The organism is Streptomyces ochraceiscleroticus (assembly GCF_000720485.1).
Taxonomy (GTDB): Bacteria; Actinomycetota; Actinomycetes; order Streptomycetales; family Streptomycetaceae; genus Streptomyces; species Streptomyces ochraceiscleroticus.
Genome location: NZ_JOAX01000043.1, coordinates 15,328 through 28,269 on the forward strand (window position 1 = coordinate 15,328; position 12,942 = coordinate 28,269).

The 12,942-nt window shown below is 72.6% G+C and carries 6 protein-coding genes; 5 read left to right on the plus strand and 1 reads right to left on the minus strand.

Annotation, left to right across the window (positions count from 1 at the left end; all coding sequences use genetic code 11):
• Positions 1-256 precede the first annotated feature (256 nt).
• The 4 genes from IG84_RS0134935 (at position 257) to IG84_RS41930 (ending at position 10,304) form a co-directional block, all read left to right on the plus strand.
• Positions 257-865, plus strand: a complete 609-nt coding sequence (locus IG84_RS0134935; RefSeq protein WP_051862810.1) for an EF-hand domain-containing protein — start codon at positions 257-259, stop codon at positions 863-865.
• A 95-nt stretch (positions 866-960) separates the two neighbouring features.
• Positions 961-6,240, plus strand: a complete 5,280-nt coding sequence (locus tag IG84_RS0134940) for a type I polyketide synthase (protein WP_037801294.1) — start codon at positions 961-963, stop codon at positions 6,238-6,240.
• A gap of 15 nt (positions 6,241-6,255) precedes the next feature.
• Positions 6,256-7,653, plus strand: a complete 1,398-nt coding sequence (locus IG84_RS0134945) for a hypothetical protein (protein ID WP_031066706.1) — start codon at positions 6,256-6,258, stop codon at positions 7,651-7,653.
• The gene (locus IG84_RS41930) at positions 7,650-10,304 is read left to right on the plus strand and encodes a cytochrome P450 (protein WP_063761911.1); all 2,655 of its coding nucleotides are present in this window, start codon (positions 7,650-7,652) and stop codon (positions 10,302-10,304) included. The genes IG84_RS0134945 and IG84_RS41930 overlap by 4 nt, the downstream gene beginning before the upstream one ends.
• Before the next feature lie 117 nt (positions 10,305-10,421).
• Here IG84_RS41930 and IG84_RS0134955 read toward each other — a convergent pair whose 3' ends face one another.
• Positions 10,422-11,804, minus strand: coding sequence for a glycine--tRNA ligase (locus tag IG84_RS0134955; RefSeq protein ID WP_031066713.1), 1,383 nt, complete (start codon positions 11,802-11,804; stop codon positions 10,422-10,424).
• 144 nt (positions 11,805-11,948) lie between these two features.
• Here IG84_RS0134955 and IG84_RS0134960 point away from each other — a divergent pair, with 144 nt between their 5' ends.
• A complete protein-coding gene (locus IG84_RS0134960) occupies positions 11,949-12,926 on the plus strand; it encodes a metal ABC transporter substrate-binding protein (RefSeq protein ID WP_031066716.1) in 978 nt (325 codons plus the stop codon).
• Positions 12,927-12,942 lie beyond the last annotated feature (16 nt).

A 12,942-nucleotide genomic window follows, 5' to 3' on the forward strand; every position in this document is an offset into this window, starting at 1 on the left:
TCAGCGCTGGCACGGCGAGCGGAATCTTCCGCACCGTCGGCCGGCGCTTCGCTCGTTCGAATCCGTATCACGCCTTTCCGAATTCGCCTGCGCTGGACTCCTTGTTAACGGCAAAGCGGCTCACATACGTTGATGACACCGCAGCACGAAGCCCATACCGGGTCGGGTACTCAACCCCTCCCAGCAATACGCCTTGCCCGGGTTCCGTGCTGTCGGGGACGTTTCCATGCCCAACTCCGAGAAAAGGCGGTATGCGATGCCGACTCCGCAGGACGTTCCGGCGAAGGATTTCCTCAACCGTAAGATCGACGTGTGCTTCAAGCACGGTGATCAGGACGGCGACGGCGAGATGACGGTACGCGACATCTACTTCCTCGCCGTCCGGATCATCGCCGAACTGGGCGAGCCGATCGACTCGCCGAAGTCGCAGGCGCTGCTCAAGTCGTTCGAGAGCTTCTGGCACGGCGTTTCCGAGGTCATGGACATCAACCGGGACGGCGTCATCACCCCGCTGGAGTGGCGCCGCGCCCTGACCGAAGGCTTCGCCAAGGAGCCGAAGAAGTTCGAGGACGGCTTCCGTCCGCTGGCCCAGGCGCTGTTCGAGCTGTGCGACAAGGACGGCAGCGGCAAGGTCACCCAGCGGGAGTTCGCGCGGTTCCAGAAGGCGTTCGGGACCACGCCGGAGAACAGCGCGATCGCGTTCGACAAGCTCGACCGCAACGGCTCGGGCGACCTCTCCGTCGACGAGCTCAAAGAGGCGTGGCGGGAGTACTACACGAGCGCCGACCCGAACGCCCGGGGCAACTGGCTCTACGGCGACATCTTCCAGCCGAACATCTGGGAAGACGGCAAGGCAAAGGTCTGACCCGATCAGGAGGGCCCTTGGCGCGCGGATTTCCGCCCGCGCGCCAAGGGCCCCTTCCACCCGCGTTTTCCTTTCGGCCGGACAGGGAGACACATATGACCACGCCTTTCGATCCCATTGCCGTCATCGGAATGGGCTGCCGTTTCGCCGCCGGTATCGACTCCCCCGAATCGCTGTGGGATTTCCTGACCGACCGGCGGACGGCAGTACGCGACATTCCCCCGGACCGCTGGAGCGCATATATGACGCGGCACGGGGACGATGCCGCCGTGGTCAGAAACACCACGGCCCGCGGCTCGTACCTTGCCGACATCGCCGGCTTCGACGCCGAGTTCTTCGGCATATCCCCGCGCGAGGCCCAGCTCATGGACCCGCAGCAGCGGCTGTGCCTGGAGGTGGCCTGGGAGGCTCTGGAACGCTCCGGCCTGCCGCCGCACACCCTCGCGGGCTCCGACACCGGGGTCTTCATCGGCATCGGCAGCGACGACTACGGCCGTCGCCTGCTGGAGGACCTGCCCGGCATCGAAGCGTGGACGGGCATCGGCGCGGCGCTGTGCGGCGCCCCGAACCGGCTCTCGCACGCACTGGACCTGCGAGGCCCCAGCGTCGCCGTCGACACCGCATGTTCCTCCTCGCTGGTCGCGGTCCACCAGGCGTGCCAGGCGCTGCGCACGGACCGGATTCCGCTGGCGCTGGCCGGCGGCGTCAGCCTGATCGCCGCTCCCGGCCTCGCCGTCGTCCTGGATGCCGCGGGCGCGGTGGCCGGGGACGGCCGCTCGAAGGCGTTCGACGCCGCCGCCGACGGCTACGGACGCGGCGAGGGCTGTGCCGTGGTCGTGCTCAAGCGGCTGGCCGACGCGGAGCGGGACGGCGACCACGTCCACGCGGTGATCACGGGCAGCGCGGTGCACCAGGACGGCCGCACCGAAGGCATCATGGCTCCGAGCCGCGCCGCCCAGGAGCACCTGCTCCGCAGGGCGTACCGGGCCGCCGGGATTGCCCCGGACACCGTCGATTACGTCGAGGCCCACGGGACGGGTACGCGGGCCGGCGACCCGGCCGAGGCCGGTGCGCTCGCCGCGGTGCTCGGCGCGGGCCGCCCGCCGCACCGCCGCTGCCTGATCGGCTCGCTCAAGCCCAACATCGGCCACCTGGAGGCCGCGGCGGGCATCGCCGGTCTCCTCAAGGCGGTACTCGCTCTCGAACGGGGCCTCGTCCCGCCGACCCTGACCGTGGCCGGCCCCAACCCGGCCATTCCCTGGGGGAGTTCAGGACTCGCCCTGGTCACCGAGCCGACCGCCTGGCCCGCCACGGGCCGCCGGCCGCGCCGCGCGGGCGTCGCCAGTTACGGCTACGGCGGCACGATCGCGCACGCGGTGCTCCAGTCGGCCCCGCGCCGCACGGCCCCGGCGGACGGCCGGCCGCCGGGGAACGTGCGCGGCGCGCCGGACACCGGGCTCCGCGCGTTTCCCCGGCTCTTCCCGCTGTCCGGCGCCACCGAGGCCGGGCTGCGGGCCAACGCGGGCCGCCTCGCCGCATGGCTGGATTCCCACCCGGAACCGGCCGGTCTCGCCGCCGTCGGGCGGACCCTCGCCCACCACCGGACCCACCTGCCCGTACGCGCCGTCGTCCGGGCCGACGGCCCCGCCGTGCTGGCGGACCGATTACGCCTGCTCGCCGAGGGGCGTGCGGCAGGCGCCGGGACGGTGACGGGCCGCTCCGCGCGTCCGTCCGCCGCCCCCGTATGGGTCTTCTCCGGGCACGGTGCGCAGTGGCCGGGCATGGGGCGCGGCCTGCTCGCCGGCGAGCCCGCCTTCACCGAGGTGCTGGACCGGCTGGAGCCGGTGTTCCGCGAGGAGGCCGGCTACTCGCCCCGCGAGCTGCTGCTGTCCGGCGACGTCACCGCCGCCGACCGCGTGCAGACGCTGACGTACGCGGTGCAGACCGGCCTCGCGGCCGTATGGCGTTCCTACGGCGTGCACCCCGCGGCGGTCATCGGCCACTCGGTCGGCGAGTTCGCCGCCGCGGCCGCCGCCGGGGTGATCAGCGAGGAGGACGGCGCCCGCCTGGTCTGCCGCCGTTCCCTGCTGCTGCGACCGCTGATCGGTACGGGCGCGATGGCGCTGGCCGGCCTGGACTTCGAGGAGGCGGCGGCCCGGCTCGCAGGCCACCCGCTGCTGGCGGCGGCGGTGCACGCCGCACCCGGCTCGACCGTGGTGTCCGGCGAGGCCGCGGCGGTACAGGAGGTCGCGGAGCGCTGGGCGGCGGAGGGCATACCCCTCCGCCCGGTCGCCTCCGACGTGCCGTTCCACAGCCCGCTCGTGCACCCGCTGCGCGCCGAACTCGTGGCGGCGCTCAAGGACATCGAACCGGCCCCCGGCACCGGCGTGCCGCTCTACACCACCGCCCTGCCCGATCCACGCGACCGCGCGCCGCGCGACGCCGAGTACTGGGCGACGAACCTGTGCGCCCCGGTCCGGTTCGCGGAGGCGGTGGCGGCCGCCGTGGCGGACGGGCACCGCGCGTTCCTGGAGCTGTCCGCGCATCCGATCGTGACCCACTCGATCGAGGAGACGCTCGCGGAGGCGCGGGTACGGGACACCTGCGTCGCCCACTCCGTGCGCCGCCGGTCCGACGAGCGGGCCACGCTGCGGGAGAACCTCGCCGCCCTGCACTGCCACGGCGTGCGCATCGACTGGTCCGCGCTGCACCGGCCCGGCGGCCCGCGCGCGGCGCTGCCCACCAACGCCTGGCAGCACCGGCGTCATTGGGCGGATCCCAGTCCCGCGCGGTCCGGGACGGGCGCGGGCCACGACCCCGGCTCGCACACTCTGCTGGGCGACCGCCTGACGGTGGACGGCACCTCGCGGGCCCACCTGTGGCGGACCCGGCTGGACCACGCGAACCGGCCCTATCCGGGCGGCCACGCGGTGTGCGGTACGGAGATCGTTCCGGCGGCGGTACTCCTCCACACGCTGCTGACCGCGGCGACGCTCACCGGCGCGCGGCCCGCACTGCGGGACGTGGTGCTGCGGGTGCCGGTCTCCACCGGCGTCGCCCGGGACGTCCAGGTCGTCTGCCAGGACGGGGCGCTGCGGCTCTCCTCCCGTACCGCCCGAGGGAGCGGCACCGGTCCGGAGGACGGCTGGCTCACACACACCACGGCGTTCGTGGCCGCGAAGGAGCACGAGGCCGCACCGGCCGCCGACGCGGACGGCGAGCCCCGCGACCCCGCCCACGTCGTGGACACGCTCGCCTCGCTCGGCGTGGCCTCCATGGGCTTCCCCTGGAAGGTCCGCGAACTGCGGCTGGGGGAAGGCGTGTTGACGGCCACCGTCACAGCCGGCCCGGACGCCGGCGCCACGTGGGCCCCCGTCCTCGATGCCGCGCTCTCCGCGGCCTCGCTCTGCTTCCCGGGCCCGCCCGCCCTCCGCATGCCCGCCCGCATCGACTCCGCGGCCGTGTTCGCCGATCCGCCCGCCGAGGCGCTGCTCCGCATCCGCCTCGACCCGGCGCAGCCCGACAGCGTGCACGTGGACATCACCGACGCGCACGGCGATGCGCCTCCCACCCCGACCGCGCGCCTGCGGGGCCTCCGCTTCGGCAGCCCCGAGCCCGACCCCGGCACCGCGGGCAGCCCCGCGGCGCTGCTGCACGACGTGGTGTGGCGCCCGTACGAGCCGGGCGCCGCCCGGGAGGTCCCGCTGCGCCGCGTCGTCCTGGTCGGCGGCGACCGGGCGCTGGCGGCGGCTCTCGCCCCGCACCTCGCGCAAGCGGGTACCGGCCTGGAGGCCGTACTCGACGCGAACGGCCTCACCGCCCTGCGGGAGGGCCTCACGAGCGCCGACGCCGTACTGGTCGCCCCCGTACCACCGCCCATGGCCCCCCTCACCGAAGCCGCCGCGCGCCACACCGCCCTCGCGGCCCGGGTCGCGCGCCTCCTCTGCACGACGGAAGGAACCGGCCACCCGCCGGCCCTCTGGCACCTCACCCGAGGCGCCCGCGCGGCCCGCACCCCCGCCGGCCTCTCCCAGGCGCCCCTGTGGGGCCTTGGCGCGGTCGTCGCGGGCGAGCACCCGGCACTGAGGGGCACTACCGTCGAGCTGCCCGAGGAGCCGTCGGACGCGGACCTCGCCGCGCTGACCGGCCTGCTGCGGCACCGCTGCGACGAGGACGTCATCGCCGTGGCCGACGGCGTACCGGCCACCGCGCGGCTGGCCCCCGCGGCCGGGCAGCGGCCCGGGTCGGGGCCCGTGTGCCGGGCGGACGGCACATATCTCGTGACCGGCGGGCTCGGCGCCCTCGGTCTGCACGTGGCGCGATGGCTCGCCGACCGCGGGGCGCGCCGCCTCGTCCTCACCGGCCGCCGCCCTCTCCCGCCCCGCGCGACCTGGGACGAGGCCCACAACCCCGGCACGGCCCGCCGTATCGAAGCGATCCGCGCCCTGGAAGCCACCGGCGTCACCGTACGCACCCTCGCCGCCGACATCGCGGACCACGACCACGTCGCCCGGCTGCTCGCGCCCGACACGCTCGGCCTGCCGCCCGTGCGCGGTGTGGTGCACGCGGCGGGCGTCGCCGACAACACGCCCCTGCACGCGCTGGACGAGGAGACGGTCCGCGCGGTCCTGCGCCCGAAGGTCGACGGCGCCCTGGCCCTGCACCGGATGTTCCCGCCCGGCAGCGTGGACTTCTTCGTGCTGTTCTCCTCGGCCGGGCAGCTGCTGCGCATGCCGGGCCAGGCCGCGTACGCCGCCGCCAACGCGTTCCTCGACGCACTGGCCCGGCACCGCAGGGCCGGCGGGCACCACGACACGCTCGCCCTGGCCTGGACGAGCTGGCGCGGCCTCGGCCTCTCGGTGTCCTCGGCCGCCATCGACGCCGAGCTGAACGCGCGCGGCACCGCGGACATCACCGCGGCCCAGGCCCTGCGCGCCTGGGACAGCGCGGGATCCCCGGAGAACGGCCACCGCGCCGTACTGCGCGTACTGCCCGCGGCCACCGGCATGGAACGCCCGCCATCCATACGGGAGTTGATGCCGGACGACCAGGCCCCGACCGCACCGCGGGGGAACGGCGCATGGCGGCGGCTGACCGGCTCCGACCTCCGTGCCCACCTCCTCACCGAGGTACGGCGGGCCGCGGCCGACGCCCTGCGCACCGCGCCCGAGGAGGTCGACCCGCACCGCCCGCTCGCCGAACTGGGCCTCGACTCGCTGCTGTCGGTCGCACTCCGCCGCACCGTCCAGGAGCGGCTCGGCACCGCACTCCCCGCGGCCCTCCTCTGGAACCGTCCCACCGTCGCCGACATCGCCGACCACCTGTGCGGGACGGAAACGGCCCACCCCGCCGCCCCCTCTCCCCGCAAGAAGTGAGCGAAGGAGCACGCAATGCCCACCGACGCAGACATCCACGACTTCGCGAACGACCCCCTTTCCTTCTTCGCGTCCTCACGGCACGCCATGCACACACTCCCCCCGCAGCACTTGGCGGAGCTCCAGCTCGCGGCCCTGCGGATGCGGTTCGCGCAGCTCCGCGACCGGCTCCCGGTGGTGCGGACCATGGCGGACGAGCAGGACGTGCACGAGATCCGCGGCCTCGACGACGCGGCCCCGCTGCTGTTCCCGCACACGGTCTACAAGTCCTATCCGCCCTCGCTCCTCCTGGAATCCCGCTTCGACCAGCTCACCACCTGGCTCTCACGGCTCACGACGGTCGACCTGTCGGGCGTGGACGCCGCCGGCTGCGACTCGATCGACGGCTGGCTGGACCTGCTGGACACGCACACCGAGCTGCGCCCCGCCCACTCCACCGGCACCTCGGGCACGATGTCCTTCGCCCCGCACGCGTACGACGACTTCGACAAGCTGTACGCGATCATGCGCCTGGACGTCTTCCCCGACCCCGGGCAGCGCGACGAGGCCATCGACTTCGTCTATCCGTACTTCCGCACCGGGCGCAGCGGCATCGCCCGGCACGGCGCCGCCATCATGGAACGCATCGCCCTCGACCCCGACCGCGTCCACACCCTCCACCCGGGCCTGGCCAGCGCGGACGTGATGTTCCTCGCCGGGCGGCTGCGCGCGGCCGCGGCCAGGGGCGAACGCGACCGGGTGGTGATACCCGAGTCGATGCGCAAGCGGCGTGAGGAGTTCGAGGAGGCGCAGCGCGCCGCGCGGTCCGGAATGGGGGACTTCGTCGAGCGGCTCGCGGACCGGCTGCGCGGCCGGCGCATCGTCAGCCTGTGCACCTGGGACGTCAACTACCGCATGGCGAAGGCCGGTCTGGAGCGTGGCATCGAGGGACTGTTCGCGCCGGACTCGGTGTACTGCTGGGGCGGCGGCTCCAAGGACGGCTCGATGCCGGACGACTGGGAGGACGCGGCGCGGCGGTTCGCGGGCGTGCCGCGGCTGCACCACGTGTACGCGATGGCCGAGGTGACGGCGCTCAACCTCTTCTGCGCGCACGGCCGTTACCACATCGAGCCGTGGACGGTGCTGTACGTACTGGACGCCGACACCGGGCAGCCACTGCCGCGCAACGGTGTGCGCACGGGCCGGGCCGCGTTCTTCGACCTGCTCGCGAACACCCACTGGGGCGGCTTCGTCTCCGGCGACGAGGTCACCGTCGACTGGTCGCCCTGCGGCTGCGGGCGTACGTCCCCCGGGCTGGAGCAGTCCATCGGCCGGTTCAGCGAGCGGCAGGGCGGCGACGACAAGATCACCTGTGCGGCGAGCACCGAGGCCCTGGGCGAGGCCCTGGAGTTCCTCAACGAGGAGCTGATATGACCACCACGTCCCCGGCCCGGAGCGTCCCCACGGCGCTGACCGTCCCCGCGTACCTCCGCGGCGAGACCGTCGACGCCCGCCTGATCACCTTCTCCGGTCGCGGCCAGGGCGAGGGCTTCCGCGCTCCCGACCCGGCCGCCTTCCTGGAGCGGCTGCCGCTGGGCGATCCGGCCCGCATGCGCGACCTGTACGCCCTGACGACCGACGACGTCGTCGCGTATCTGGCCGAGCTCGGGCCCCGACTGGCCCTCTCCGAGAACGCCCTGCTCCAGGAGGCGCTCGCACACGCCGCCGACTGGTCCGACCTCACCCCCGGCGTGCTGCGCGGCTGCTACGAGCGGCTGCCGGAGTTCTTCGCCGCCGACGCCGTCCGCGAGATCGCCGAACGGGCCGTCGGCACCGCCTTCCTGGACGGCTGGGCAACGGCACGCACGACGGACGGATGGCGCGCCTCTGTACGTGCCGTCGGGTCCCGCGCCGTGCACATCATCGCGGGCAACAGCCCGGAGATCGCCGCCCTCACCGTCATCCGCAACGCCGTCACCCGCGGTGACGCGATCATCAAGAGCCCCTCCAACGACCCGCTCACCGCCCTCGCCATCGCCCGCACCATGGCCGCGACGGCACCGGACCACCCGCTCACCCGGCACCTGGCCGTGGCGTACTGGAAGGGCGGGGACGAGCGGATCGAGCGGGCCCTGTACCGGCCCGAGCACGTCGAGAAGATCGTCGCCTGGGGCGGGTTCGCCTCCGTACGGCATGTGACCCGCTACATCCAGCCCGGCCTGGAGCTCATCTCGCTCGACCCCAAGCTCAGCGCCACCGTCATCGGCCCGGAGGCGTTCGCCGACCCCGCCGCGATGGCCCGTACGGCCCGGCTGGCCGCCGTCGACGTCGGCGCGCTCAACCAACTCGGCTGCTTCAACGCCCGGGTCATCTACGCGGTGACCGGCCGCGACGAGGAGGGCGTCCGACGCGCGGGCGAGTGGGCCGAGCTGCTGTACCAGGAGATCCAGCGGCTGCCCGGACACCTCAGCAGCCCCGTCAGGCGCTTTGACCCCGATCTGCGCGCCGGACTGCTCGCGCTGCGGGCGGCCCCCGACTGGTACCGGGTGATCGGCGGCGGGCGGGACGAGGGCGCGGTGATCGTCTCGCGGACCGCCGAGCCGGTGGCCTTCCACGCCTCGCTCTCCGGCCGGGTGGCCAACGTCGTACCGGTCGACGATCCGCTGGACGCGGCACGGGCCATGAACTCCGCCACCCAGACCGTCGGCGTCCACCCCGAGTCCCTCAAGGAACGGCTGCGCGACCTCGTACCGCTGTACGGCGTCCAGCGCCTGGTCTCCCTCGGCCATGCCACCCGTTTCCGCGCGGAGCTCCCGCAGGACGCGATGGAGCCGCTGCGCCGGATGGTCAAGTGGATCGTGGACGAGACCTACGACGAGCCGGCGGACACGACGGACGCCCCCGGCTCCCCGTGCCCCGTGGCCCGCCTCACCGCCGCCTTCGACCACCACGACCCGGAGTTCACCCCCGAGGTCGCGCGCCAGGTCCAGCAGGCGTTACGGGAGCGCACCCGCGTCGGCCGCACCGAGGCGCACGGCGGGGCATGGCTGCTGTCCCGCTACGAGGACGTGCTGCGGGCGCTGTCGGACGACGAGACGTTCAGCTCGGGATCGGGCATCTTCTTCCCGCGCGCGAAGGGCACGCCCCGCTTCGCGCCACTGGAGTACGACCCGCCGGAGCACACGTTCTTCCGCGCCCTGATGCGGCCCGCCTTCGTGCGCGCCCAGGCGGCGCGGCTGGCGCCGCGGGTCCGCGAGGCCGTGTCCGGCCTCGTCGCGCCGCTCGTCGCCCGCGGCGGCGGTGACCTGGTCCGGGAGCTGTGCACTCCGCTCCCGCTCATCGTCCTCGGCCTCGCGATCGGCCTCACCGCGGAGGCCCAGCGGGACATCCGCGAGCTGACCCGCAACATGTGGTCCCGGATGCCGAAGGACGGCTCGGCGGCGGGCTTCTGGCCGCAGATGGAGGAACTGCTCCAGCGCGAGATCCGGCTGGCACGGGAGCGGGGCGGTACGGACTTCCTCGCCCGGCTGGTCCGGGCGGAGCGGGACGGCCGGCCGCTCACCGACGCCGAGCTGCGGGTCATGCTCGTCGGCTTCGCGGTCGGCGGCCACCAGACGACCCTGAACGCGCTCGCCCACCTGCTGTGGACGCTGGCCCGCGACCAGGAACTGCAGCACCAACTGCGGGAGCGGCCCGAGCTGATGCCTGTGGCGGCGGAAGAGGCGCTACGGCTGTGGACCCCGGCGGATCACAGCACGCGCGTGACGACCAGGGAGGTGGAGATCGGCGGCGTGACGATCCCGGCCGGGGAGCGGGTCATCCTGCTCACGGGAGCCGCGAACCGCGATCCCGCGGTCTTCCCCGACCCGGAGGAGTTCCGGCTCGACCGGCCGCCGAACCTGCACCTGACCTTCGGCCGCGGCATCCACTTCTGCCTCGGCGCTCCGCTGGCCCGCCTGGAGTTCCGCATCGTCCTGGAAGAACTGGCCCGCCACGCGCCGTACGCCCTGACGGCCGACCCCACCCGCTTCTACGAGAACGGCCGCCACTTGGCCTTGGACGGCCTGGAGGTCCGGTTCGGCTGAGACGCAAAGTTCCCCGCGCCCGGAAGGGGCGCGGGGAACTGCGCGATCAAGCACAACGGCGCGGCACGTCCGCTACGGTGCCGAAGCCCCACCCCGGGGGCCCGGAAAACCGCTGGGTCAGCAGCCGAGGAGACGCCCGCCGAGGTACGACTGGATCTGGTCCAGCGACACCCGCTCCTGCTTCATCGTGTCGCGCTCGCGCACGGTCACGGCGTTGTCGTCGAGGGTGTCGAAGTCGACCGTGACGCAGAACGGCGTGCCGATCTCGTCCTGGCGGCGGTAGCGGCGGCCGATCGCGCCCGCGTCGTCGAACTCGATGTTCCAGTTCTTGCGCAGGTCCGCCGCGAGGCCCTTGGCCTTCGGGGAGAGCTGCGGGTTCCGGGACAGCGGCAGGACGGCGACCTTGACCGGCGACAGGCGCGGGTCCAGGCGCAGGACCGTGCGCTTCTCCATCTTGCCCTTGGCGTTGGGCGCCTCGTCCTCGGTGAACGCGTCGAGCATGAAGGCGAGCATCGCGCGGCCGACACCGGCCGCGGGCTCGATGACGAACGGGGTGTACCGCTCGCCGGCCTCCTGGTCGAAGTAGGACAGGTCCTGGCCCGACGCCTTGGAGTGCGAGGAGAGGTCGTAGTCCGTGCGGTTCGCGACACCCTCCAGCTCGCCCCACTCCGAGCCGCCGAACTGGAAGCGGTACTCGATGTCAGCGGTGCGCTTGGAGTAGTGCGAGAGCTTCTCGGCGGGGTGCTCGTACCAGCGGATGTTCTCCTCGCGGAGACCGAGGTCGCGGTACCAGTTCCAGCGCTGCTCCATCCAGTACTCGTGCCACTGCTCGTCCTCGCCCGGCTTGACGAAGAACTCCATCTCCATCTGCTCGAACTCGCGGGTGCGGAAGATGAAGTTGCCCGGCGTGATCTCGTTACGGAAGGACTTGCCCATCTGGGCGATGCCGAACGGGGGCTTCTTCCGCGAAGTCTGCTGGACCTGGGCGAAGTTGGTGAAGATGCCCTGGGCGGTCTCGGGACGGAGGTACGCGACCGAGCCGGAGTCCTGGGTCGGGCCGAGGTGCGTGGAGAGCAGGCCGGAGAACTGCTTGGGCTCGGTGAAGCCGCCCTTGTTGCCGCAGTGCGGGCAGTTGATGTCGGCCATGCCGTTGGCGGGCAGGTGGCCGTGCTTGGCCTCGTACGCCTCTTCCAGGTGGTCCGCGCGGAACCGCTTGTGGCAGGAGGTGCACTCGGTCAGCGGGTCGGTGAAGGTGGCGACGTGGCCGGACGCGACCCAGACCTCCGAGGCCAGGATGACCGACGAGTCGAGACCGACCACGTCGTCGCGCGAGGTGACCATGTTGCGCCACCACTGACGCTTGATGTTCTCCTTGAGCTCCACACCGAGCGGACCGTAGTCCCAGGCGGCGCGCTGGCCGCCGTAGATCTCACTGCACGGATATACGAAGCCACGGCGCTTGCTCAGGCTGACGATGGTGTCGATCTTGTCGGCGGCCACGGTGCTCTCTTCATTGCGACGACGAACAGCGAATGGTTCAGGGTACCGGCGTGCCCGCCCCCCCGATCAAATCGGTTCCCGCCGCTGTCCCCCTCTCACCTGGTTTGTTGACAATCGTTTCCAGCCTAGTTGAAAATGACTGTCATGAACGTACGCCGTCGCATATCCACCGTGGCCCTCGCCGGCTCCGCTGTCCTGGGCCTCCTCGCCGTCTCCGCCTGCTCCACCTCCGGTGCGACGGGCAAGGAGGACGGCAAGCTCGCCGTGACGGCGTCCTTCTACCCGATGCAGTTCCTCGCCGAGAAGATCGGCGGCAAGCACGTCTCGGTGACCAGCCTCACCGCCCCCGGCACCGAGCCGCACGACCTGGAGCTCAGCCCAAAGCAGACCGCCCAGCTCGGCGAGTCCGACGCCGTCGTCTACCTCAAGGGCGTCCAGCCGGCCGTGGACGAGGCCGTCAAGCAGTCCGGCGTGCAGCACACCGCCGACGCCGCCTCCTTCACGACCCTGGAGAGCCACGGCAGCGAGGTCGGCGGCCATGACGAGCACGGCCACGAGGAGCACGCCGAGGGCGGTCACGACCACGGCGACGAGTCCGGGCTCGACCCGCACATCTGGCTCGACCCCGTGAAGTACGCCGAGGCCGCCAAGGGCGTCGGCAAGACCCTCGCCGCGGCCGACCCCAAGCACAAGGCCGACTACGAAAAGAACACCGCCGCCCTGGTGAAGCAGCTCGACACGCTGAACCAGGAGTACAAGGACGGGCTGAAGAACCGTAAGTCGGACACCTTCATCACCACCCACGCCGCCTTCGGCTACCTCGCCGAGCGCTACGGCCTCACCGAGGAGGCCATCAGCGGCCTGGACCCGGAGGCCACCGACGTCAGCGGCAGCCGCGTGAAGGACCTCCAGGCGCTCGCCAAGAAGCACGACGTGCACACGGTCTTCTTCGAGACGCTGACCAGCCCCGACATGGCCAAGACGCTGGCCAAGGACGTGCACGCCAAGACGGACGTACTCGACCCCATCGAGGGCATCACGAAGAAGTCCCGCGGCGACGACTACCTCGCCGTCATGGAGTCCAACCTCAAGGCACTGCAGAAGGCACTGGGCGCCAAGTGACCGGGGTCCAGGCCAG